The sequence below is a fragment of the Exiguobacterium sp. s34 genome (assembly GCF_018617435.1).
GTDB classification, from domain to species: Bacteria; Bacillota; Bacilli; order Exiguobacteriales; family Exiguobacteriaceae; genus Exiguobacterium; species Exiguobacterium aestuarii.
Map to the genome: position 1 here is coordinate 110,536 of NZ_JACSKE010000006.1, position 22,743 is coordinate 133,278.

A 22,743-nucleotide genomic window follows, 5' to 3' on the forward strand; every position below is an offset into this window, starting at 1 on the left:
GGAGGGGGCATGAAACGATTATTAGTCAGTATTCTGTTTATGTGTTGGATGCCTTATGTGAATGCGGAAGAAACACGGACTCCATTGACTGAACCAATCGTCATCGAATCAAACGAATTGTTCGATGGGGACGGAGAAATGTATACGAGTTGTGGACATCCTGCGTTCATTCTTCGGGGGACGGGTGCTGTTCTTGAACATGTATCGGTTCAACAGTGTGAGGGCGACGATGTCCCAGCCGTTCAAGTATCAGGTCTCGGACATCAACTAATCGATGTATCCATTGAGTCCTCGGGAACTGGACTATTGATTGAGAATAGTTACGGCGTGCGGGTCATTCGAACATCGATTCAAGGGGACGGACAGGCGGATGGAATCGTACTTCTTAACAGCGAAGCATCAGAACTCAAAGGAGTCGTCGCGAAAGAAGTGCGAGATGGGATATACATAGAAAACGGGTCTAGGCACAAGATTGTTCGACCAATCGTTTCGCATTCCCGTTACGGCATTCACTTGATGTTTCCGACCGATGTTGTGATTTCGGTACCTGAACTACATCATAACCTGACAGGTGCGATGATTATGGGGACCGATCGAGTCACTTTTCAAAATGGGAATGTGCATGACCAATCCGGCGGAACGGCGACGGGGCTGATGTTATATGAAGCTGTCGACACAATCATCGAGATGACGCATATTTACGGAAATCATATCGGTTTATATGCAGAACAGTCAGAAGGGACAATCCTTGAACGGAATGCAATCAACGGCAACGATATTGGCTTTCAATTGAAGCAAGCAAGCGGGATGATGATTCTTCGAAACAATCTATTGGGGAATCGAGAACCCGTGACGATGTTCAAGTCATCGGAAAACGTGGTGCAAGGAAATGTTTGGGGTGGTACGACACTTGATCTGAATCGTGACGGCTATAGTGAGATTCCATTCCGGACCGATCCATATTTGTTCTTATTGACGGATTCATATGAAGCATTCGAGTTGTTGTACGGGTCACCGGGGCTTCTTCTATTAGAAAACATATTACGAAGCCCGGAAGACGTATCGTTGACGGACGGATCACCACAAACTGATTCGGCGATCTGGCATTGGAACGGGTCAATCTGGAGCGTAGGGAGTATCTTTTTACTCATCATCATTTGGATATTTGGGAGGAAACGACATGAAATCGTATAAACAAGTAGCAGGACTATTATCAGTAGCAGGATTATCTTTAGCGCTTGGTGCATGCTCAAGTGCATCGGCAGAACCGTTTGACATCAAATGGGGAGAAACAGAGTGCGAAGTGTGTAAGATGAAAATCATGGATGAACAGTTTGCGGCGGAAGCGATTATGGAGAATGAAAAAGGATATGCGTTCGATGATATCGGATGTTTGATGCGTGATTGGTATCCTGAACAAAAAGAAGAAGATATTGCTGCCATGTATGTAAAAGACTTCAATACGAAAGATTGGGTCGAATTAGACGAGGCGATGTTCGTTTATGACAAAGAGTCGAAAACACCGATGGCTTACAATATTCTCTCATTCGCAAAAGAAGCAGACGCAGAAGCGTATATGGAAGAAAACGGCGGCGAGATGATGGACTTTGATCAATTGAAAGATCACACATGGGAACGCGGCGAGATGAACATGATGATGGACGGCGAAGGTTCGATGGACGGAATGAATCAAGATAGTGAGATGGACATGGAGATGGATACGGAAGAAGAAGGGCAGTAACCGATGTCTTTATGGAGAATGGAATGGGCACGTAGCCTTCGAAAGCGAGAGAACTATGCCTTTCTCCTGACATGGGTCATCACGCTCGTTCTACTCGGGGGAATCGGACAAGCTCTGCCTGTTGCTGCGGACTATACAAATATCAGTGCGACGCTCATCACAGTGCTCGGTCTATTACTTCCGCTCTTTATCTTATTGACGACTGCGCTTCATTGGGGACAAGAGCGGGAGTCGAAGCGATTGAATTTGCTTTCGACATTCACGTATCCGAAGTGGAAGTTCATTTTCATTCGCTTCAGTTCGTTTTTGGTCACACAAGTGCTCGTTCTATTACTAGCATTCCTCATCGCGTCACTCGTAGTCGGTCAATCGTTTACAACATGGATCATTCTGTTCGTATACGCGACCGGATTAACAATTTATGCGACGGCACTCGGTACGTTGCTTGGATTGCTTGGGCGTAAGAGAATCCGAGCGATGTTGCTCGCCTTTTTGACGTGGGTCGTCCTCGTGTTATTGTGGCCGACGATTCTCGTGACAATCATTTCCTGGCTTCCTTACGGCATACAAGTGAATGGGATGATTGCCGCGCTGTTCGTGAATGGATTTGATTTGATGCGAATTTGGGCAAGTACATCAGTGTCGTCTCCCGATATTTTCGGAAGTGTCTACCTTCAGTTATTAACTTGGATGAATCAACCGGTTGGATCTGTCGTAGTCTGGGCTACCTTATTAGCGACGAGTGGTCTCTTGTTATGGCTTGCTTCGAAAATGGCTTGGAGGAAAACATCATGATTCATTGTATAGACGTAGGTAAAAAATATGGCGATACGTGGTCGCTCTATCCGATTCGTGAAGAGATTGCATCGGGGCGAATCGTTGCTTTATGCGGGAGCAACGGAGCTGGGAAGTCGACGCTTTTGAATCTGATGAACGGTACAATCGAACCAAGCACCGGGGTCATTCAGTTGAACGGCTACACGACAACAGAACGAAGGAAATACAATCAAAGCTTTGGGTATATGCCTGACGACTTTTCGTTTGATGACACATGGACGGTTGAAGAGACGTTCGCCTATTATGCGATCCTACAAGAGGCACGACCGACTCCCGAGACTCTAAAGCGGGTCGGGTTGTACGAGCATAAGCAGAAGCGCGTCACCGAACTATCTAAAGGAATGCGACAACGCCTCCTTTTGGCACAAGCACTCGTCAATGCGGCAGATATCCTACTATTAGATGAACCGACGAACGGATTGGACCCCATCTGGATGCGAATGCTTCAAGACTTACTACGCGAAGAGGCGAAACGAGGGGCGACGATTGTGTTTTCAACTCACCAATTAGATGTGGCGGCTATGTTGTCAGATGAAGTCTGGATGATGAGAGCGGGTACCATTTGTGGGAAGGTAAACGTTCATGAAGAACAAGCCGCTTACGAACGGCTAAGAGAATTCTTTTTCGAATCGCAAGATGACACTTGTCAAATGCACGTGGCTCGCACAAAATAATAGACAGTTGAAGTGGTGTTCGGAACCTTCCGACGCCACTATTTTTTTGGGGAGATGGAATGTATGAGAAAAAATGTGACGGTTGCCCTCTTGTTGGCGACCTTCTTAGCCGCGATTGAAGGGACCGTCGTATCGGTTGCGACTCCTGTAATCGCCAGTGAGTTGAACGGGGCAACGCTCGTCAGCTGGGTATTTGCGGCCTTCTTACTATTTACGGCCGTATCGACTCCGATTTATGGGAAAGTTGCGGATTTATTCGGACGAAAACGTGTCCTCTTGTTTGGAATCGGGTTGTTCACGTTATCCTCACTCTTATGTGGGTTAGCCACGTCGATGGAACAGTTGATTGTCTTTCGGGCGTTGCAAGGTCTAGGGGCTGGTGCGGTGCTTCCGATTTCGATGACGATTATCGGTGATCTATACAAATATGAGGAACGCGGGAAGATTCAAGGGATTTTAAGTGCCGTATGGGGCGTATCGGGTGTACTCGGTCCGGTCATCGGCGGCTTTTTGGTCGAAACGTTGTCATGGCGCTACGTCTTCTTGTTGAACGTGCCATTCGCGTTACTCTCGTTCATCATGATTGTCATCTTCTATAAAGAGAAAGTCGCTGAGACGACTGAACGGATTGACTTGAAAGGCGCTCTTTTGTTCGCGGGTGGGACGACCGCATTTCTATATGCGCTCATTACATTCAGTGAGACGAATGAATGGACGACGACCATTGTTGCCAGTGGGCTATTCAGTATCGTTTTATTAGTTGGTTTCTTCGTATCCGAACGAAAAGCGACATCTCCGTTGTTACCGTTTGAATTATTGAAGCAACCGACGATTGCTGCCATCAACGGGTCAGTCTTTTTTGCAGCATGGGTGCTCGTCTCGATGTCCGCATACATCCCGATTTGGGCACAGGCTGTGTTAGGGAAATCAGCGACAGAGGCTGGATTTATGTTGATGCCATTATCGGTCGCGTGGACGTTCACATCGATTATCGGTGGACGTACACTTGGTGTGGCTTCTCCGAGACGGCGCGCCTTGATTGGAATGGGTTTACTGATCATCGGGACACTCACGTTGACACTGTTATCGCAATCGAGTGCGGATGTGTGGGTATACGGTGCAGTGGCGCTGATTGGCATCGGATTCGGATTGTCTCAACCGATGTTTATCGTTGTCCTGCAAACTGTCGTCTCGTATCAACAGCGTGGAACAGCGACGGCGACCAACTCATTTTTGAGTACGGTTGGTCAAACGCTTGGCGTTGCCGTGTTTGGGGCCGTCTTTAACTTTGTCGTACTCAATGACTTTAAGAACAGCGAGGCGCTATCTCAAGTTTCATTAGAAGATTTCTTCAATCAGAGCGTCACGGAGACGTTGAACGCATCTGTTCGACTGCAAGGAGAACAAATCATCGCGACCGGATTGAACAGCATCTTTATCGGGGCGATGGTCGCGGCCATCATCGCGTTCGTCATCTCGTCTCGCTTGCCAGCCCGCCCACCGGAACCTTCACAACGCTCGTGAAACAAGGGTATGATGAGGAAAAGGGAGGCGAACCGACATGAAACGTCAAATCGGGATTGTGACATTGTTGTTTCTGATGGGATGTACGCCAGAACAAACGAACGAAGGAACAGAACCACCAGTTTCAGAAGAGTCGACACGTAATGAGTCAGAGACTGATCGTGAGACGGGCACGACGAAAGAATCGGGACTCGAAATTGGTGAGGTGACGACAGTTGCCGAGAACTTGGCCATCCCGTGGTCACTCGTTCGGACAGAGGACGGATGGCTCGTATCAGAACGTGGTGGTACCATCACCGTCATTGACGGTTCGGATGGCGTAACCCGACAAGACGTGAACTTCGAGGAAAGCGTGTTCGAGATTGGTGAAGGAGGACTCCTTGGTCTTGCGTTAAGCGAAGATTTTGAATCGAGCGGTAAACTTTACGCGTATCACACGTACGGATCGTCAGGAAGAAACGTTCAAAATCGTGTCGTCGAGTTGACGTGGGATGGAGAACGCTTTGAAGAGACGAATGTCTTACTTGATGAGATTCCTGGTGCGCGTTTCCACAACGGGGGTCGCCTATTGCTGGACGGTGAGAACCTTTGGGTGACGACGGGAGATGCGCTCGTGCCTGAACTCGCACAAGACGAATCATCGTTAGCCGGAAAGATTATACGAATCCCATTATCGGGTGAAGGTGAACCGACCGACTGGATTTATTCCCTAGGTCATCGGAATCCCCAAGGTCTGAGTCGGATTGACGACATGCTTTATGCGAGTGAGCATGGGGCGAGCGGGCATGACGAGGTCAATATGATTGAAGAAGGAAATAATTACGGATGGCCAATCATTGAGGCAAATCAAGAACAAGAGGGCCTTGTCACACCATGGTTTGAAGTAGGTGACACGTCGTGGGCACCTTCTGGTATTGCGACAGATGAGCAATACGTCTATATGGCAACGCTTCGGAACGAGCGTCTCGTCGCCATCGACCGAGAAACGAAACAAGTGACGACGATTGTCGAAGATGTGGGGCGGATTCGTGATGTGTGGTTAGAAGACGACACATTGTACTTTATTTCGAATAATACGGACGGACGAGGCACCCCGCAGCCGCAAGATGATCAACTCTATCAAGTAACGATTCGCTAGAAACTGACGACTTTGTCAGTTTCTATTTTTTTTCGTTGTTTCTTCTGGAAGTAACGGTATAATTAAACATGTATTTTGGAAAAAGAAGGAGAATTTAGATGAATCATTCAAACTTGGTACATAAACGAGAAAAATTATACTTCTCACTTTTAGTTGCAGCAAGCGTACTCGTGTTGATCCTCGGGGTCGTGTTGACGGTAGCCTCATTTGGTCTATTTTTATGGATCATCGGTACAATCGTATCGCTCTCGCTCTTTACGCACTGGATTCAAATCGGGTACATTCGGACGAACGGTGTCAAAGTGACGGCTCGTCAGTTCACAGAACTCCATGACATGGTCCAACGTGTCGGGGCAGATATGGGCATCCGCTTGTTACCGGATGTGTATATTTTACAAGCGGGCGGTGTGCTAAACGCTTTTGCCACTCGTTTCTTCCAAAAGAATATGGTCATTTTGTATTCGGATGTTGTGGAATTGACACGGACGGGTCAGACGAAAGAAGTGGAGTTCGTCATCGCGCACGAGCTGGCGCACATTCGCCGAAACCATGTCCAAAAACAGTGGGTCGTCTTGCTAGGAAGTATCATTCCTTTCTTAGGTTCTGCCTATTCACGCGCTTGTGAATATACGTGTGACCGGATGGCTGCCCATTACATTCAAGATTTCGGGGCGGCGAAACGTGCATTAACGGTTCTCGCGATCGGGGGGCCGCTCGCGAAAGAAGTGAATGAGTTTGACTATTTATATGAAGCAAGTCGGGAAAACGGATTTATTGCGAAGTATAGTGAATTGTTGTCGACACATCCAACGTTGCCGAAGCGAATCGCATCGATTGCAACATCTGCCGGTGAAGAAAACGTTCCGGTATTCAAGACGGCTGGATATGTGAAAGCTTCAATCATTTCGATGGTGTTGTTGACGGTGATCGGGAACGGAGCCATCATCGCCTTACTCGTGATGAGTGATGATTTGACCGAAATCGTATCAGCAGGCATGACCGAAGACTTTGGAGATGACTGGGCACTTGAATGGGAAGAACCGATTCAAGAATTGACGTATAACAATGCGAGCTATGAAGAGATTGAAGCGGAACTATTAAACGGTGCTGACGTGAACGTCCAAGACGAGTACGGCGAAACACCCCTTCACAACTTGTTCTACAATGATGAGGTTGATGAAGAAACGGTTCAACTCTTGCTAGATAACGGAGCTGACGTCACACTCGAAAACGACAGCGGGATGACACCGATTGACACGGCACGTGATTGGGGTCATGGTCCTGAACTCATTGAGTTGATGGAATCCTATGAATAACGGAAATCTCCTTGTCTCAAAAGAGACGAGGAGGTTTTTTAGGATTTTTTTGCAAACGTTTGCATAACGCGTGATATACTGTTGGAGTAGGAGGGAGATCGGTGAATAGCATTCGGACAAAGTTAACGGGAATGATTGCGTTGACGATTATCGTGCCAGTCATTTTAGCGACGATTGTTTCATTTTGGTATGTAAAAGATCGGGAGCGTGAACGTGGTCTCGAGATGACCGAATGGTCGCTCGAACGAGGCACACGTCAGATGGAGCGCTACATCTCTGATTTGAGTCGGCTTCCCACGAGTCTATATGCCGACCGCGATGTATTGGATATTTTAGAGTACGGACCGGGTCTTTCATTAAGAGAAACGGAGATTGAAGTGCGACGTGCTCTACTTGCGATGTATTTGTCCCGTGAAGACGTGGCGCAAATTCAGCTGTTGATGCTCGAAGATATGGATTCGTTCGCAGCGTACAAGATGAAAGTATCCCCGCGCTCGAAAAAAGAACCAAGTGTCGTCCAGCAACAGCTTTTAGAGAATCCAAAAAGTCGTGTTCTATTGGAAGCTTCCCATCCACTCATTCCTTATCATGATTTTGGACCGATTATGACGCAAGAGGACGTCGTGACGCTTCATTTTAGACTCGATAAAATTGAAACGGATGAACCGCTTGCTATTCTATCGCTTGATATCCCTGAAAATTTATTTATCGGACAGTTGGCCTCTCTGCAGAATAATCCGGAAGAAAGTTTATGGTTTGTCGGTGAGGATAACCGCGTGTTCGCCCACCTCGGTGAAGGGGAGATCCCGACTTCGTTTCAACCGCGGTCGATTTCGACAGACGGAAAACACCATCAGATCACGAAAACCTTCGAGTTCGACCATCAACAGTTTTATGTCGGTAAATCGATCCCGGATGAACTCTTGACCGAACCGGCCTCACGAACGTCGTTCATCATCTTGCTTGTCGGGATTGTCTCGCTCATCTTGGCATTGATCGGAGCGACGTATGCCTCGATGAAGTTGACGACTCCAATCAAGACATTGACCTCGAACATTTGGCGAATCGAGCAAGGAGACATGACCGTCTCATTTGATTCCCTCGGAAATGATGAGTTTGGCGTACTTGGGAGACAGTTCAAGCGAATGATTGAACGGATCGATGATTTGATTCAACGAGAGTATAAGCTCGCCTTAGAGAATCGAACGAACGAGCTGCGCACACTTCAGGCGCAAACCAACCCGCATTTCTTATTCAATGCGTTGCAGTCGATTGGAACGTTGGCGTTAAAAGGAGAGGGCAAAACGGTTTATCGATTGATTACGCAACTCTCTTCGATGATGCGCTATACGATGCATCCAGAAGAGTCGATGGTTACGCTAAAGCGAGAAATCGAGCATTTGAACTCATACATTCGTCTTCAAGACGTACGGTTTCCAAATCAGTTTCAAGTGATTGTCTCAATCCCTGAGGAACTACATGAACTGATTGTCCCAAAGATGATTTTACAGCCGTTGGCAGAGAACTTCTTTAAACACGGTTTCGAACGGGACGGGTCTGCATTAGCAAATCGATTTGAGGTGACGGCCTGTATGGATCATACGTCACTTGTGATTCGCTGTGAGAACAGTGGTCGTTCGCTGACGGCCGAGGAATGGGAACGGGTCATGTCACGAATCGAGCAAAGCGATTCGACATTTTATGACACAGAAGGCACAGGATTACGAAACATTCGTGATCGACTCATGTTAAACTATAATCGGGAGGCAGAATTTATGTTGGCTACACCTGAAACAGGCGGTTTTCGAATTGTGATGCGTTTCCCCGCTTCTTCTGAGGGGGTGGCGTCATGACGAAAGTGTTGATTGTAGATGATGAATCTCCGGTAAGGGAAGCGGTGAAATTACTCGGTGAATGGGAACGATTCGGTGTGACGATCGTACTTGAAGCAAGGGATGGGCGTGAAGCACAGACGCTCATCGAGCAGGAACGTCCAGCGCTCATTTTATCCGATATTCAAATGCCCCATTGTGATGGCATCGAACTGATGGAGTGGGTACACGACCATGCTTCATTTGCTAAGCTTGTCGTACTGACAGGATACGATGAATATTCGTATATGCGACGGGCCATCCAATATGGAAGCTTTGATTATTTGTTGAAACCGATTGACCCCGATGTATTGAATGATACGTTGGCACGCGCATTAGGGGACGTGGTCAATGAATCGAGTGGTGACCCGATTTCTCAGATTGGAATGTTCATTGAACAACATTTTTCGGAAGAGCTGAGTTTGCAAGGTATGAGTGAACGATTTTACTTAAGTCGAGAGTACATCTCGCGACGTTTTAAACAACAATATGGCGTGAACTTGTCTGAATACGTGTTGACGATTCGGATGAACGAAGCGAAGCGCCTGTTAGAGACGAGTAGACAGCGTATCTATGAAGTCGCCCAAGCAGTGGGCTTTTCGGACGATAAGTATTTCCGGAAGGTCTTTAAAAAACAAGTCGGTGTTACTCCGAACGAATTTCGGGAAAAGGTTCAACGACAAGCTTAAAGGAGGAATTCAAACATGAGTGTACACATTGGAGCTCAAGAAGGACAAATTGCAGAAACGGTATTACTTCCAGGGGACCCGCTTCGCGCCAAATACATTGCGGAGACGTTTTTAGAAGACGTCGAATTATATAATGAAGTTCGTGGGATGTACGGCTTCACGGGTACGTATAAAGGTAAGCGCATCTCAGTTCAAGGAACAGGGATGGGTGTGCCTTCGATGTCGATCTATGTGAATGAACTCATTATGTCGTACGGCGCAAAAAACTTGATTCGTGTCGGAACAGCTGGCGGGATTCAAGAAGATGTCAAAGTGCGTGATGTTGTCATCGCCATGAGCGCGTCAAGTGAGATGGGTCAAAACCGTGTCCGCTTCAACGGAATGGACTATGCGCCAACAGCGACGTTCGACCTCCTACATCGTGCATATATGAATGCAGAGAAAGCGGGCATCCCGGTGAAAGTCGGACAAATCTTCACAGCGGACCAATTCTATCAAGATGATTTCCACCATTTCAAAAAATGGGCTGACTTCGGTTGCCTCGCTATTGAGATGGAAGCAGCGGGTCTATACACGCTTGCAGCGAAGCACAAAGTGAATGCGTTGACGATCCTCACAATCTCTGACCACTTGTTGACAGGTGAAGAGACGACATCAGAAGAGCGCCAAACGACATTTGATGAAATGATTCGTGTCGCACTCGATACAGCCGTTGAAGTAACGAACTAAACGATTTTCCCTACAGTCCATGGCTGTAGGGATTTTTTGTGTCCAAACCGATTCATCCCTATGAAACGTATGGAGCTCCAGCTAGACTAAGGATAAGATCACGAGAAAGAGGATTTGTCCAAATGAAAACTCCATCACGTTTTATATTATATGGCATCGTATTTTTTGCTTTTTTTGATTTGTTCGCTCAACTCCCGATCATGAGTACGTTTGCGGTATCTGTTGGCGCATCTTCGTTCATCGCTGGTTTTTCCATCGCTGTCTATTCGTTGACGAACACGTTTGGAAATGTGCTTTCTGGTATATGGACCGATCGAAATGGTCCCTATCGCGTTTTGGTGCTCGGCTTATTCTTGACGAGCTTAAGTTTACTCGCTTATCAATTTGTTGACTCGCCCTCCATGTTGCTGTTTGTCCGATGTGTCCACGGATTTGTGGCTGGGCTTATCGTACCGGCTGCATTTACGTTATCAGCGAATGTCACCGCAACGAACCGTCAAGGGAAGAAAGTCGCGATTACCGGAAGTTTCGTCGGATTGGCGGCCATCATTGGTCCTGCCTTTAGTGGAATCATCGCCAGTGTCACGTCCCCATCGACGGTCTTTTTATTCGTTTCTTTGTTCGGATGGGTGATGTTGTCCGTGACAGTCGTGACGATGCGACGAACTCAAAAGATCGAGGAAAAGAAAGAGTCCGATCTGGAACTGACAAAACCGGATCCGAAAGTGATTCGGGCCTATTGGGGGGCATTCTTCCTCATGTTTTCCCAAGGAGCACTCGCCTTTTTATTACCGCTTCACGTGCAGGAACTTGGATTTGATTCACGATTGAGCGGTACGTTACTCAGCATGTTCGGCGTGGTCGCCGTCTTGTTCTTTGTATTACCGACGAACCGAGTGTTCGATCGGTTTTCACCGACTAAATTGACCGCACTTGGAGTCGCAATCATTGGGACGTGTCAGATATTGATTGGACAAGCAAGTGTACAAACCAGTCTTTATGGGGTACTTGCCTTATATGGAGTGGGATTTGCGATTTTATTCCCGGCCATCAATACGCAATTGATTCAATCGACATCTCCGCAAAACCGAGGGAAAGCATACGGGGCGTTCTATGCATTTTTCTCTCTCGGAACGGTAGCGGGGTCATCGTTTTTAAGCGCTCTTCCGCTTTCCATCGTTCAGCAGTTCATGCTGACCGGCCTGATTTTATGGGGGGCAAGCCTCCTCTTTCTTATCAGTGGAATGAAGAGCGGGCGTATGTTTTGACACGATGAAAATAATCGATTAATCTATGATTAAATGTTTAAACATTTAAACGTATGATATAACCCACATCGATGAAAGCGTTTTTTTGATTCGCTTTTCTCACGATGATAAAATGAAATCAATGTGATGAATCACAAGGAGGAAAGTTCATGCTGGCACCGATTGAACAGTTGACGATTGACGAGCTTGTCCAGAAACAACGTCGCTTCTTTAAAACGCAGGCGACAAAATCGATGGCATTCCGTTTGAGTATGCTGACATTTTTGAAGGAATCGATTAAGCATCATGAAGCGGACTTGCTAGAAGCCCTTCGCGAAGACTTGAATAAGTCGGAGATGGATGCGTATACGACAGAAATCGGATTCATTTACGATGAGATTTCACGTACGACACGTGAACTGAAGCGATGGATGCGTCCGAAACGTGTTCGTGGAACCGCCATCCATTTAGGAATGAAGAGTGAGGTTCAATATGAGCCGTACGGTACGGTATTGATCATCGCTCCGTGGAATTATCCGTTCCAACTTGCGGTCGCGCCACTCATCGGTGCCATCGCAGCGGGGAATACAGCGGTCGTCAAACCTTCAGAACTGACCCCGAATGTCGCACGTGTCCTGACGCAGGTGTTAGAGCGTGCCTTTACCGATCGATATGTGGCCAGTGTCGAAGGAGATAAAGACACGGCGCAAGAACTATTGAATCAAAAATGGGATTATATTTTCTTCACAGGCTCGACGCAAGTCGGACGGATCGTCAATAAGGCGGCAGCAGAACATTTGACACCGGTCACACTCGAACTCGGTGGTAAATCACCTGTGATCGTTCACGAAGATGCGAACGTCTCGATTGCGGCAAAACGTATCGCCTGGGGGAAATGGATGAACGCCGGTCAAACATGCGTCGCGCCAGACTATGTGCTCGTACATGAATCTCAACAAGAAGCACTTTTAGAAGCGATCAAACAGGAGGCGTTTGCGATGTTTGGGAACGGTGTCGGTACGAAACGATACACGCGCATCGTCAACGAATCGCATTTCGACCGTTTATCTCACTATTTGACAGAAGGTGAGCTTGCTTTCGGCGGTGAGACGAACCGGGATGAACTAAAAATTGCACCGACCGTTATGACGAATCTCCACGAAGATGCCGATGTGATGAAAGATGAAATTTTTGGCCCGATTTTACCGGTCATTCCATATCGTCAGCTAGATGAAGTGATCGAGTTCATCTCTGACCGACCGCATCCACTTGCTCTGTATCTATTTACGGAATCGAAAGACGTGGAACAAACGGTCATGAAACATCTCTCCTTTGGGGGAGGGTGTGTGAACGATGTCATCATGCATTTGACGAACCCGAATCTCCCGTTTGGTGGAGTGGGTGAAAGCGGCATGGGGGCCTATCATGGGCGGACGAGCTTTGAGACGTTTAGTCACGCCAAATCAATTTTAAAGAACACGACGAAATTCGATTTACCGGTCCGGTATCCGAACTTTAAGCCGGCCGAACAATTGATTCGATTGATTCAACGATAAATACTGTAGAGAGATTCGGTATGAACGCCGAATCTCTTTTTTTGAAAAAGATTGTTTGAAATGTCACATACTTTTTCGATACTCCCTGTCACACTCCTGTATAATAAAGTCATAATTGGAACGTACGAATGAAACGTGGAGGGAGCACCGACCTATGTCAATGCAATGTGGAACGACCCAACCGAACAGTTTTGTATTCTCAGATGAAACGAAACAATTGCTACTAGAAATGATGACGATTCAACATCATCCGAAAGCGAGTATCGTGTGTTGGGAAGGTGAGAAGTGTGATAAGTTCTTTTACTTGAAGAGTGGTTCTGTCAAATTCACGAAAATCACGAAAAAGGGAAATCCACTCGTCATGTTCATGTATGGTTCGGATGATTTCTTTGGTGAGTTTGATATCGTGGAAACTTTCCCTAGTTCATACAGCATCGAAACGACTGAAGAAAGTACGATTGGTACCATTTCAAAACGAGAATTGGAATCGCTCATGCAACGCGATATTCGATTTGCCGGAGAAATTTTACGATGGACGTCGATGATGCGCAAGCATTCAGAAATGAAGGTACGTGACTTATTATTGTACGGAAAGCCAGGGGCGTTGGCTTCAACGTTGCTCCGTATGGCAGCTATGCACGGTGTCGAGGAAGAGGGGACAATCGTCATTCCACGTCATCCTTCAGACGGTGAACTCGGGCAATTGATCGGAGCGCCACGCGAGACGGTGAACCGATTGATTAGTCAGTGGCGAAAAGAAGGGGTCATTAGCACGACGGCCAAATCGATTGTCATTCATGATGTTGATTTTTTGAAAGAGCTTTGTCACTGCGAAGGTTGCCCTGCAGGTATATGTCGTTTATAAACCGTCTCATCAGGAGACGGTTTTTTTGTGGGCTTCTTTTATCGAAATGTGAATTTTGTGTGTTGAAACTACGCAAAATCGATGTGATTGTCACTTTTGGAGTGATAAATATCACATATTATCACCTAGACGATTGCATACAATGAAGATGGAAAAACAAGCGAAAGGGGTCTTACACGTGGAACATAAAGATGGGCAAGAACCGAACCTAAAAGGAACGTTTACATCGGTCATGATCGTTGCGGGTGTCATCATTGCCATGTGGTCATCAGTCTTTTACTTATTCGTCACTCGATAAACATGTAGGGAGGAGAGTCTCATCGTGCATATTCATAAACTAGAAAAATATTGGCTTACATTTGGTATTATCCTACTCGCGGTCTTCTTGACGGTCCTCGGGGTATCGGCATTCGCAGCAGGGAATCAGCCAGCATCAGATGCGGACTTGATTGATCCAGCAAAAGTGAATCAGACGGCTCCGTTCGACAAACCTGGGCTACATCAAATTGGCGACAATGAATACGAACTCGTCATGATCGCGCAAGCATTTACGTTCACGCCAGGGAATGTTGAGATTCCAAAAGGTGCAAAAGTGACGTTCCTTGTGACGTCACCAGACGTCGTCCACGGATTCCAGTTAACGGGTACACCGGTCAACATGATGGTTGTCCCAGGACATATCAACTCATTGACGTACACGTTCGAGGAAGCTGGCGAATTTTTGATTCTTTGTAACGAGTATTGTGGAACAGGGCATCACATGATGTCGACTAAAATCAAGGTGGTGGAATAAATGAACGACGTATCATCTAAACTGAAACAATGGGAGATGGAACGCGGGGTTCCTGTTCCGAGTATCGGAGCGAAAGAGGCGCGTCTTGCTTACGGTCACGTTCTCGTATCGATTCTCGCCGTCTTGATCGGAGCGTTGGCTGGTTTGACACAGACGTTGATTCGGACCGGGGTCATCCCTGAAATCTTTGGATATTATCAATTGCTAACGGCTCACGGTATCATGCTCGGGATCGTCTTCACGACGATGTTCATCATTGGTCTCTTATATGCGTTACTGGCGAAGTCGTTCGGTCGCTTTGAATCATTCCCGACACGTGTCGCGTGGCTCGGCTTTTGGACGATGATTATCGGTGCCGTCATGGTAACGGTCATGATTTTGGCCAACAAAGGGACGGTCTTGTATACGTTTTATGCACCGCTCATGGCAGATCCGCTCTTCTATGTCGGACTCGTCTTGTTCGTAGTCGGAACGTGGTTGTCGTCGTTCGCGATGTTCCGTATGTATGCGGATTATAAACGTGACAATCCAGGCGTTCATCCACCGCTCCCGGCTTATATGAGTATTATGACAATGCTTCTATGGGACATTGCAACACTCGGTGTCGCAGCAACGATTTTATTCCAACTCCTTCCGCTCTCATTAGGATGGACGGATACAGTCGGAATCGAGTTGTCACGTACATTGTTCTGGTACTTCGGTCACCCGCTCGTTTATTTCTGGCTCATGCCAGCATACATTGTATGGTATACGGTCGTACCGAAAGTCATCGGTGGGAAGATCTTCTCAGATGCGTTGGCACGGATGGCATTCTTGTTATTCCTACTCTTCTCATTCCCGGTCGGCTTCCACCATCAATTGACAGAACCGGGCATTGAACCGTTCTGGAAGTTCGTACAGGTCATCTTGACGTTCTTGGTCGTTATCCCGTCATTCATGACAGCATTCTCGCTCTTTGCGACGTTCGAACTTCGTGGACGTGCGCTCGGCGCGAAAGGGTTGTTCGGATGGGTGAAGAAAATGCCGTATGGCGATGTTCGTTTCCTTGCACCATTCGTCGGGATGTTATTCTTCATTCCAGCCGGTGCAGGTGGAATCATCAACGCTTCGCACCAATTGAACGCGATGGTCCACAATACGCTTTGGGTCACGGGGCACTTCCACATTACAGTCGGGACGGCTGTCGCCTTGACGTTCTTCGGAACGGCCTACTGGCTTGTGCCGGTACTTCGTGGTCGTACGTTGACGAAGGCAATGAACAAACTTGGATTGATTCAAGCAGGGACTTGGGCGTTCGGTATGGCCATCATGTCGTATGCGATGCATATTTCAGGATTGAACGGGAACCCGCGTCGTACAGGTCCAGCGACTTACTTCTCGGATGCGTTGACACGGGAATGGATCCCATACCACGTCATGATGGCGATTGGGGGAACAATCTTGTTCATCTCGGTTCTCATCTTCGTGTATTCGATGTTCAACCTGTCGTTCCTCGCACCGAAAGGCGAAGAGGAATTCCCGCTCGCCGAGACGGAAGAAGCAGCGATGGACACACCGCGCTATTTCGAGAATTGGAAACTGTGGATCACCGTGACGTTTGTTTTGATCGCATTTGCATATACGGTTCCAATCTGGCACTTGATTGAAAGCGCGCCTCCAGGAGCGCGTGGTTGGGTACTCTGGTAAACTAAAGTCAGCTCATTCGTGAGCTGACTTTTTGTGTGGGGAGGAACGACATGAACGTATTGGATGTGATATGTTCTGCACGAGCGACGCACGCGGGGAATCGTCCGTTTGTCGTAGCAATTGATGGGTTGAGCGGAGCGGGCAAGACGACGCTCGTCTCACATTTGAATGGGGAGTCCGATTTACTTGTGCTTCATATCGATGATTATATCGTCGAACGTGCAAAACGCTATGAGACCGGACAATCTGAACCGACCGAGTATTATGCACTCCAATGGGACGTGTCGCGTCTTGAGCGTGAACTGTTTCGTCCCTTAACTGAAGGGGTTACGAAGTTAGTATTACCGCGATATGATCAGGAACGAGACGTCATTACAGAACAGGTCGTGGACGTATCATCTGCTCATACGGTTGTCGTGGAAGGAATCTTTCTACAACGCCCGGAATGGCAGCCTTATTTTGACTATGTGATTTATCTCGATTGTCCACGCGAGGTTCGGTACGAACGGGTATTGAATCGTGATACATATCTCGGCAATCCGGCGGAACGGCTTGCGAAATACAAGCGTCGCTATTGGCCGGGCGAAGACCTTTATCTTGAACGAATAGACCCGAAAAACACTGCACACATCGTGCTATAACTGAATGTCTCAGCATCTGACACGTTCGTCAGATGTTTTTTATTTGGAGAAAAATTGAAAAAATGATTGACGTAGAAGTGTATTACACTAATAATACAGTTAGAAAGTGTATTAACCATGTCATACACTTAGAAAGGTGATGAACATGCAATTCAATACGAGGGCACCGGTGTATCTACAGGTCGTCGACTACTTTAAAAAGAAGATGGCGCTCGGTGAATTAAAAGCTGGAGATGAGATGCCATCTCGGCGAGAGCTTGCGAATGATTTGAAGATTAATCCGAACACGGTTCAAAAAGCGTTTAAGGAAATGGAGGATCAACAATTGATTACGACCGAACGAAATCGACCGAGTCGCGTGACGACAGATGTAACGATATTGGCACAAATCCGCTCCGAGATTGTAGATGACGCGGTCGCGGTATTTGTGGAATCAATTCAAGAGCTTGACGTCTCGGTAGACGAACTTGTCGAGAAAATCAAACGACAGTACAAGGAGGGAATGTACGATGATCGAAGTGTTGGGAGTTAAGAAGCGCTATCGCCGAAAACAAGTCATTGAAGACGTTTCGTTCACAGCGAATAAAGGGGAAATCACATGTCTCATCGGACTGAACGGTACAGGGAAATCGACGTTATTGAAAGGCATCATGGGGTTGACGCCTTTTGATAAAGGGTCGGTATTGATTGATGGAAAACCAATCGATTTGAATCGTGTCGCTTTCGTCGCCGACCATGCGATGTTCCCGATTCACTTTACAATCGAGCAATGTGAGGCGTTCATGAAAGACTTTTATCCTTCATTTGATTCGACATTATTCGCCCGTCTTGTTGAAGACTTTAAATTGTTCCCGGAAGACAAGTTGAGCGAGTTATCGAAAGGGACGCTCGCAAAAGCGAACCTCGCACTCGGTATTGCGCAAGACCCGGACTATTTATTACTCGATGAACCGTTCTCGGGTATCGATGTCTTCTCGAAAGAACAGATTGTCGAACTGTTTTCGAGTGAGGTCATGGAGAATCGTGGCGTGCTCATTACGACACACGAGATTGAAGATATCGAGTACTTGATCGACAAGGCGGTCATGTTGAATAACGGAAGAATCGTCCGTGAGTTTGATGTCGAAGATGTCCGTTTTATTCATGGAAAGTCCATCGTCGATGTGATGAGAGAGGAGTACGGGGCATGAATCTATTGAAACTATTGAGTTGGGAAGTCGAGCGTGTCACAAAACCGTTCTTGATGTTAGTCACCGGTCTCATCGTCGTTCAGTTTGGATGGCTTGGATACTTTTTATGGGATGAGACGAACTTTTATGAACAGTTGAGACGTACAGGAGATGCAGACTATCAAATGTCATTTTCAGACTATCTTGGAGGTACACCATATCTCTTGTCACTCGGGATTGCGGTCGCAGCGATGTTGTTATACAGCGCCTGGATCTGGTATCGCGATTTTCAAGGACGAGGGACGTTCATGTTGCGACTACTCACGATGCCGCAAAAGCGGATGACTTTGTTTTTCGCCAAACTCGCTACAATTTTGATGATGACGTTGGGGTTATTGGCCATCGAATGGATTGCCCTCAAATTACAATACATAGCGTTCACAAGTTGGTTTGATGGGAAGATGATACCGATAAACGGATCATTTGATCAAGCTCTATCTATTAACGGAATATTGGCCATGATGTATCCTACTTCAGTCGTCAACTTTGTCATCCATCAATTGTTTATTGTCATCGTCGTATTATTTATTTTCACATTTGTGTTGATTGAACGAAGTTTCTGGCAACGGACGATGTGGTCACCCGTACTTAGCTTATCTACCTTGATGGTCATACTGACTATTCCGATATTGGGCTATGCCCTTTTGTCGAATCGATTGATTTATGATGAGACAATCGTATATGTGGGTGTTGTGTTAATCGTATGGGCAAGTGTGACAATTTGGCTCAGTCGAAGATTTTTACAAAGCAAATTGAATGTGTGAGGTGAGAAGATGAAGCGAATGTGGAATGTGGTCGCACTTGGTGCGGTCATTGTGATAGGGCTTGGAACATTTGCCGTTGACGCAATGGAACCAAAAGCGAAGTGGTCGTTAAACATCAGTTCGAATCCATCTGTTTGGAAAGACGCGGTCGTTGAATTTGGTTATAACGCAGAGAATGATGTTGCTCAAAGGTTTGAAGTCACTTCTGAGGAGAGTCGAGTCACCTCGAATTTGAATTATATCGCTGAAGGAATTCGTTATCGAGAACGTTTAAACAAAGAAGAGCGCTCGATGCACCGACAAATGAACGGATTGACGTTTGCACAATCAATTCAAACGGAAAATGGATTCATAGGAATTGGCCAAAATAGAAATGAAGAGCTCATAATCTTTAACCAGTTAGACGGAAAAGAGATAACCACATATGAGTTCGATGCAAAAGATCGTCAAATTTACGAGATCTTGACAGGTGTGTGGGCAGGTTTGTTCATAAATGATGGTCAACTAAATTTGATTTATCGAGAAGGCTATGATGGTGATGAAACGACGATGCTTGCGACATTCAATCAAACGATGGATGACGTCACTGTCAAAGAAATAAAGTTGGATAATGGATTTATCACGCACGTAAGTGGAACAAGTCGTTTTTATGGAACAAGTGGATCACCATCAATGTCCGAAACACGCTATGTCCCAGTCGGTGTCAATGCCTATGAGACAATTAGAGAAGGGGAAGAAACGTATTATAGTGGAATTACGATGCCGGGCCAATTCGCTTATGATACGGAAACAGGACAAGTTGTTCAGTTGGCAGGAAATCAAGACTTTTGGGACTATACAGTGTTCGAAAATAAACTGTTCACACTAAATACGGATGGCGAAGAAACTGTCATTGATTTAAAAACAGGTGAGCAGATGACCCGGAACGTTCTCGACTCGGTGGATCACGCCTTCTATGCAAACGGTCGTCTGTACCAAACGCGCCAAGCGAAAGATGGTGTCGTCATCGATGTATACGAGGATGGGGAACAAATCTCAAGTGCGGCAATCACGCCTGAAAATGAAGAAGCGCGTGACATACTTAAACAGATTGACGTGTACGTTAGACAAAAATAAGCAAAGGGCCGCGGCCCTTTGCTTATTTTGATGGTTTCGGTATGATGACGCCTTCTTCTAAATCCAGCAACAAGTCGATCAGTTCCGCACAGAACTCCGGGAACTGCTCCAAAAAGGCACCGGGGCCGACTTCATCCGTAAAGTCGATATAAAGATCGGACACGTTTCCAGACATTTTCGCAGGTAAGGCGAGAAACGCCGAGCCGAAGCGCCAACTGCCTCGGATATCGAGTAACTTCCCGAGGACGAGGTCACCAGTCTCACGTTCTTCCGGTAACTGGACAGCGTACGTCTCTTTCGACTCCCAGTCTTTCAACTGACCGTCTTCCGTCACTTCAAAGATGCTGCAACGCGGGACGGCAAGTCCACGAAGTGCGTGATAGAGGGCAGGTGACATATCGCTTTTATGGTCGGCCAAGTAGCGACCATGTGGCGTCATCCCCTCCTCGTCCGTCTCAAAGAAGACGGCCCAATCGATGAAGAGGTCGCGGAAGAGCTCGGCATCTTTTAAATGCCATGTCCCTTCCGATGCAATCTCTTGAATATAATTTGTCCATTGCGTGCTTCGCGCGAGAGCCGCTTGCTCATACAACTTTTTCAGTTCGGCAAGCAATTCGGACTCTTCGACGAGCAAAGGGAAGGGAATTACTTTCCGGTCTTTTTTCATCGGCGCGGTCCTCGCTTGTTCGCAGGACGTTTGACGACAGGAGGCTTCTCCTCGATTCGTTTCTCAATCACATCGCCACGATAAATCTCGAGTTCTTTCAACTCGACACCGAGTTGACGTGCGAATGATTTCAAGTGTGGCAAATCGTCTGTCGTCACGAGGGAGAGGACCGTTCCGCCTGCATTACCGCGAGCCGTACGGCCTGAACGGTGGATGAAGTCATCGATGGATTCTGGTAAGTCGAAATGGACGACATGTGTCACATCTTCGATATCGAGACCGCGCGCCGCGAGACCTGTCGTGATGAGGAGCGGGTATTCGCCTTTACGGAATTCACGGAGTGTCTCGACGCGTTCGCGTTTTCCTTTCAAGCTGTCAAGCATGCGATAGTTCACTTTCAACTTCTGAAGCTCTCCACGAAGTGGTGGTAAGAACGAGCGGTTATTGATGAACGCGAGTGCTTTCACGCCATCGACGTGCGAAAGACGGCGTAAGAGTTCTGGTTTGTACCGACGCGTCGTCAACATATAGCCGTATGTCACTTGATCGCTGACAGCACGCTCGATTTTGATGTGTGCTGGTTCGTCCATGAATGGTGCCGACCATTCTTTAAGTGAATCGGTGAGTGTTGCCGAGACGAGCGCAAGCTGACGTTCGTGCGAAGTATGCTTGATGATACGTTCCGCTGCCTCTGTCAAACCGCTGTCGATGATTTGATCGGCTTCGTCTAAAATGACGGTATGCGTCTCATGGAGTTTCAGTTTTTTCTTGTCGATCAATTCAACGAGACGTCCCGGTGTCCCGACAATCAAATGAGGCTTTTTCTTGATTCGGTCGATTTGGCGTTTCAATTCGACGCCACCGATGAATGAACCGATACGGACATCACCTTTTTCAGTGAAGCGCTGTGCGACTTGTTGAATCTGCATGACAAGTTCACGAGTCGGGGCGACGATGACGACTTGGATCCGTTCGTTCGATGGGTCAATCTTTTCAATCGCTGGAAGCAGGTAGGCGAGCGTTTTACCCGTCCCGGTCGGTGCTTCGATTGTCACATCTTTTCCATCTAATAGTAGGGGGAACGCTTCTTTTTGGACCGGCATCGGCTCGTTAAAGCCCATCCGTTCCCACGTTTCGTTAATAAAAGGTTTTGTAAAATTCATAATAGGTCTCCTTATCTTTAGGCAAAAACAAAGGAAGCGAAAGCGCTCCCTCATCAAATATAGCGAACATGCTCCTGACCATCTTCCATTGAAGAACGTAACGTCTGTGTGAACGTCTGACCGTCTTCGATGAGTTTGATGTGGGCGTCTGCACCTTCTGCTGTCAATTCAACTTTCTCAATCGTGAATCCTTGGTAGACGCGATACTGTAACTCGGACGTCATTTGCTCGAACGGTTTCAGTTCCGGATGTACCGTGATGACATGGATTGGACGCGACAAAAGTACGGCAAGTAACTGGTCGCGGTAATCGATAAAATCTTCATTCTCGATGTCATCGTCAAAGCGAATCCAAAACCCTCCGTCTTCAAATTCTGTGATAAATCCGTCACGCTTTTCACCAGCTTCGTCAACTTTCAGTGAGATGCGATCGCCGACTTGAAAGGCGTGGCTTGTTGTTAATGGTTCATACGTCATGAGTAGAACCCCTTCCTCTTA

24 protein-coding genes are annotated in these 22,743 nt (G+C 47.0%); 21 read left to right on the top strand and 3 right to left on the bottom strand.

Features of this window, described 5'->3' with window-relative positions; translation table 11 throughout:
• The first annotated feature begins 9 nt into the window (after window positions 1-9).
• The 21 genes from KNO87_RS12990 to KNO87_RS13090 all read left to right on the top strand — a co-directional run bounded on the left by KNO87_RS12990 (window position 10) and on the right by KNO87_RS13090 (window position 20,416).
• Window positions 10-1,194, top strand: coding sequence for a NosD domain-containing protein (locus KNO87_RS12990; protein ID WP_214796365.1), 1,185 nt, complete (start codon window positions 10-12; stop codon window positions 1,192-1,194).
• Window positions 1,181-1,741, top strand: coding sequence for a nitrous oxide reductase accessory protein NosL (locus KNO87_RS12995; protein ID WP_214796367.1), 561 nt, complete (start codon window positions 1,181-1,183; stop codon window positions 1,739-1,741). Before KNO87_RS12990 ends, KNO87_RS12995 begins: the two co-directional genes overlap by 14 nt.
• A 3-nt stretch (window positions 1,742-1,744) precedes the next feature.
• Window positions 1,745-2,536: a hypothetical protein gene (locus KNO87_RS13000; RefSeq protein WP_214796369.1), complete on the top strand. Its 792-nt coding sequence runs from the start codon at window positions 1,745-1,747 to the stop codon at window positions 2,534-2,536.
• On the top strand, window positions 2,533-3,252 hold the full coding sequence (locus KNO87_RS13005; RefSeq protein ID WP_214796371.1) for an ABC transporter ATP-binding protein: 720 nt from the start codon (window positions 2,533-2,535) through the stop codon (window positions 3,250-3,252). Before KNO87_RS13000 ends, KNO87_RS13005 begins: the two co-directional genes overlap by 4 nt.
• A 63-nt stretch (window positions 3,253-3,315) precedes the next feature.
• Complete coding sequence (locus KNO87_RS13010; RefSeq protein WP_214796373.1) at window positions 3,316-4,776, top strand: MDR family MFS transporter; 1,461 nt, start codon at window positions 3,316-3,318, stop codon at window positions 4,774-4,776.
• Window positions 4,777-4,813: 37 nt separating this feature from the next.
• Window positions 4,814-5,914, top strand: a complete 1,101-nt coding sequence (locus KNO87_RS13015) for a PQQ-dependent sugar dehydrogenase (protein ID WP_214796375.1) — start codon at window positions 4,814-4,816, stop codon at window positions 5,912-5,914.
• A 98-nt stretch (window positions 5,915-6,012) separates the two neighbouring features.
• Window positions 6,013-7,230 (top strand): M48 family metallopeptidase, encoded by a 1,218-nt coding sequence (locus KNO87_RS13020; RefSeq protein WP_214796377.1) that lies wholly within the window; start codon window positions 6,013-6,015, stop codon window positions 7,228-7,230.
• A gap of 101 nt (window positions 7,231-7,331) precedes the next feature.
• Window positions 7,332-9,083 carry a sensor histidine kinase gene (locus KNO87_RS13025; RefSeq protein ID WP_214796379.1) on the top strand — a complete coding sequence of 584 codons (1,752 nt, stop codon included), beginning with the start codon at window positions 7,332-7,334 and terminating at the stop codon, window positions 9,081-9,083.
• On the top strand, window positions 9,080-9,790 hold the full coding sequence (locus KNO87_RS13030; protein ID WP_214790612.1) for a response regulator: 711 nt from the start codon (window positions 9,080-9,082) through the stop codon (window positions 9,788-9,790). Before KNO87_RS13025 ends, KNO87_RS13030 begins: the two co-directional genes overlap by 4 nt.
• A 15-nt stretch (window positions 9,791-9,805) precedes the next feature.
• On the top strand, window positions 9,806-10,519 hold the full coding sequence (deoD, locus tag KNO87_RS13035; RefSeq protein ID WP_074033044.1) for a purine-nucleoside phosphorylase: 714 nt from the start codon (window positions 9,806-9,808) through the stop codon (window positions 10,517-10,519).
• Between the two features lie 122 nt (window positions 10,520-10,641).
• Complete coding sequence (locus KNO87_RS13040) at window positions 10,642-11,787, top strand: MFS transporter (RefSeq protein WP_214790609.1); 1,146 nt, start codon at window positions 10,642-10,644, stop codon at window positions 11,785-11,787.
• 149 nt (window positions 11,788-11,936) lie between these two features.
• Window positions 11,937-13,322, top strand: coding sequence for an aldehyde dehydrogenase (locus tag KNO87_RS13045; protein WP_214796382.1), 1,386 nt, complete (start codon window positions 11,937-11,939; stop codon window positions 13,320-13,322).
• A 154-nt stretch (window positions 13,323-13,476) separates the two neighbouring features.
• The gene (locus tag KNO87_RS13050) at window positions 13,477-14,187 is read left to right on the top strand and encodes a Crp/Fnr family transcriptional regulator (RefSeq protein ID WP_214790605.1); all 711 of its coding nucleotides are present in this window, start codon (window positions 13,477-13,479) and stop codon (window positions 14,185-14,187) included.
• Between the two features lie 178 nt (window positions 14,188-14,365).
• Complete coding sequence (locus KNO87_RS13055) at window positions 14,366-14,485, top strand: cytochrome c oxidase subunit 2A (protein WP_224863290.1); 120 nt, start codon at window positions 14,366-14,368, stop codon at window positions 14,483-14,485.
• 24 nt (window positions 14,486-14,509) lie between these two features.
• Window positions 14,510-14,980: a cytochrome c oxidase subunit II gene (locus KNO87_RS13060; RefSeq protein ID WP_214790603.1), complete on the top strand. Its 471-nt coding sequence runs from the start codon at window positions 14,510-14,512 to the stop codon at window positions 14,978-14,980.
• A complete protein-coding gene (locus KNO87_RS13065) occupies window positions 14,981-16,666 on the top strand; it encodes a b(o/a)3-type cytochrome-c oxidase subunit 1 (protein WP_214696425.1) in 1,686 nt (561 codons plus the stop codon).
• A 50-nt stretch (window positions 16,667-16,716) separates the two neighbouring features.
• Window positions 16,717-17,307, top strand: a complete 591-nt coding sequence (locus KNO87_RS13070) for a kinase (RefSeq protein ID WP_214796384.1) — start codon at window positions 16,717-16,719, stop codon at window positions 17,305-17,307.
• Between the two features lie 139 nt (window positions 17,308-17,446).
• Entirely contained in the window at window positions 17,447-17,839 is a 393-nt protein-coding gene (locus KNO87_RS13075; protein WP_214790820.1) for a GntR family transcriptional regulator, read from the top strand.
• The gene (locus tag KNO87_RS13080) at window positions 17,817-18,497 is read left to right on the top strand and encodes an ABC transporter ATP-binding protein (RefSeq protein ID WP_214796386.1); all 681 of its coding nucleotides are present in this window, start codon (window positions 17,817-17,819) and stop codon (window positions 18,495-18,497) included. Before KNO87_RS13075 ends, KNO87_RS13080 begins: the two co-directional genes overlap by 23 nt.
• Window positions 18,494-19,300 (top strand): hypothetical protein, encoded by an 807-nt coding sequence (locus KNO87_RS13085; RefSeq protein ID WP_214796390.1) that lies wholly within the window; start codon window positions 18,494-18,496, stop codon window positions 19,298-19,300. The genes KNO87_RS13080 and KNO87_RS13085 overlap by 4 nt, the downstream gene beginning before the upstream one ends.
• 9 nt (window positions 19,301-19,309) lie before the next feature.
• Window positions 19,310-20,416 (top strand): hypothetical protein, encoded by a 1,107-nt coding sequence (locus tag KNO87_RS13090; RefSeq protein WP_214796392.1) that lies wholly within the window; start codon window positions 19,310-19,312, stop codon window positions 20,414-20,416.
• Window positions 20,417-20,438: 22 nt separating this feature from the next.
• Here KNO87_RS13090 and KNO87_RS13095 read toward each other — a convergent pair whose 3' ends face one another.
• Genes KNO87_RS13095 through KNO87_RS13105 form a run of 3 tightly spaced genes read right to left on the bottom strand, consistent with a single transcriptional unit; the run spans window position 20,439 to window position 22,722 of the window.
• On the bottom strand, window positions 20,439-21,083 hold the full coding sequence (locus KNO87_RS13095; protein WP_214790593.1) for a hypothetical protein: 645 nt from the start codon (window positions 21,081-21,083) through the stop codon (window positions 20,439-20,441).
• Window positions 21,080-22,246 (bottom strand): DEAD/DEAH box helicase, encoded by a 1,167-nt coding sequence (locus KNO87_RS13100; RefSeq protein WP_214790591.1) that lies wholly within the window; start codon window positions 22,244-22,246, stop codon window positions 21,080-21,082. Before KNO87_RS13100 ends, KNO87_RS13095 begins: the two co-directional genes overlap by 4 nt.
• A 53-nt stretch (window positions 22,247-22,299) precedes the next feature.
• Complete coding sequence (locus tag KNO87_RS13105) at window positions 22,300-22,722, bottom strand: hypothetical protein (protein ID WP_214790589.1); 423 nt, start codon at window positions 22,720-22,722, stop codon at window positions 22,300-22,302.
• Between the last annotated feature and the right edge of the window lie 21 nt (window positions 22,723-22,743).

Coding starts and splice junctions, on each gene's coding strand:
- KNO87_RS12990 (WP_214796365.1), top strand. CDS start 10: ATGAAACGATTATTAGTCAGTATTCTGTTTATGTGTTGGATGCCTTAT.
- KNO87_RS12995 (WP_214796367.1), top strand. CDS start 1,181: ATGAAATCGTATAAACAAGTAGCAGGACTATTATCAGTAGCAGGATTA.
- KNO87_RS13000 (WP_214796369.1), top strand. CDS start 1,745: ATGTCTTTATGGAGAATGGAATGGGCACGTAGCCTTCGAAAGCGAGAG.
- KNO87_RS13005 (WP_214796371.1), top strand. CDS start 2,533: ATGATTCATTGTATAGACGTAGGTAAAAAATATGGCGATACGTGGTCG.
- KNO87_RS13010 (WP_214796373.1), top strand. CDS start 3,316: ATGAGAAAAAATGTGACGGTTGCCCTCTTGTTGGCGACCTTCTTAGCC.
- KNO87_RS13015 (WP_214796375.1), top strand. CDS start 4,814: ATGAAACGTCAAATCGGGATTGTGACATTGTTGTTTCTGATGGGATGT.
- KNO87_RS13020 (WP_214796377.1), top strand. CDS start 6,013: ATGAATCATTCAAACTTGGTACATAAACGAGAAAAATTATACTTCTCA.
- KNO87_RS13030 (WP_214790612.1), top strand. CDS start 9,080: ATGACGAAAGTGTTGATTGTAGATGATGAATCTCCGGTAAGGGAAGCG.
- deoD (WP_074033044.1), top strand. CDS start 9,806: ATGAGTGTACACATTGGAGCTCAAGAAGGACAAATTGCAGAAACGGTA.
- KNO87_RS13040 (WP_214790609.1), top strand. CDS start 10,642: ATGAAAACTCCATCACGTTTTATATTATATGGCATCGTATTTTTTGCT.
- KNO87_RS13045 (WP_214796382.1), top strand. CDS start 11,937: ATGCTGGCACCGATTGAACAGTTGACGATTGACGAGCTTGTCCAGAAA.
- KNO87_RS13050 (WP_214790605.1), top strand. CDS start 13,477: ATGTCAATGCAATGTGGAACGACCCAACCGAACAGTTTTGTATTCTCA.
- KNO87_RS13065 (WP_214696425.1), top strand. CDS start 14,981: ATGAACGACGTATCATCTAAACTGAAACAATGGGAGATGGAACGCGGG.
- KNO87_RS13070 (WP_214796384.1), top strand. CDS start 16,717: ATGAACGTATTGGATGTGATATGTTCTGCACGAGCGACGCACGCGGGG.
- KNO87_RS13075 (WP_214790820.1), top strand. CDS start 17,447: ATGAACATGCAATTCAATACGAGGGCACCGGTGTATCTACAGGTCGTC.
- KNO87_RS13080 (WP_214796386.1), top strand. CDS start 17,817: ATGATCGAAGTGTTGGGAGTTAAGAAGCGCTATCGCCGAAAACAAGTC.
- KNO87_RS13085 (WP_214796390.1), top strand. CDS start 18,494: ATGAATCTATTGAAACTATTGAGTTGGGAAGTCGAGCGTGTCACAAAA.
- KNO87_RS13090 (WP_214796392.1), top strand. CDS start 19,310: ATGAAGCGAATGTGGAATGTGGTCGCACTTGGTGCGGTCATTGTGATA.
- KNO87_RS13095 (WP_214790593.1), bottom strand. CDS start 21,083: ATGAAAAAAGACCGGAAAGTAATTCCCTTCCCTTTGCTCGTCGAAGAG.
- KNO87_RS13100 (WP_214790591.1), bottom strand. CDS start 22,246: ATGAATTTTACAAAACCTTTTATTAACGAAACGTGGGAACGGATGGGC.
- KNO87_RS13105 (WP_214790589.1), bottom strand. CDS start 22,722: ATGACGTATGAACCATTAACAACAAGCCACGCCTTTCAAGTCGGCGAT.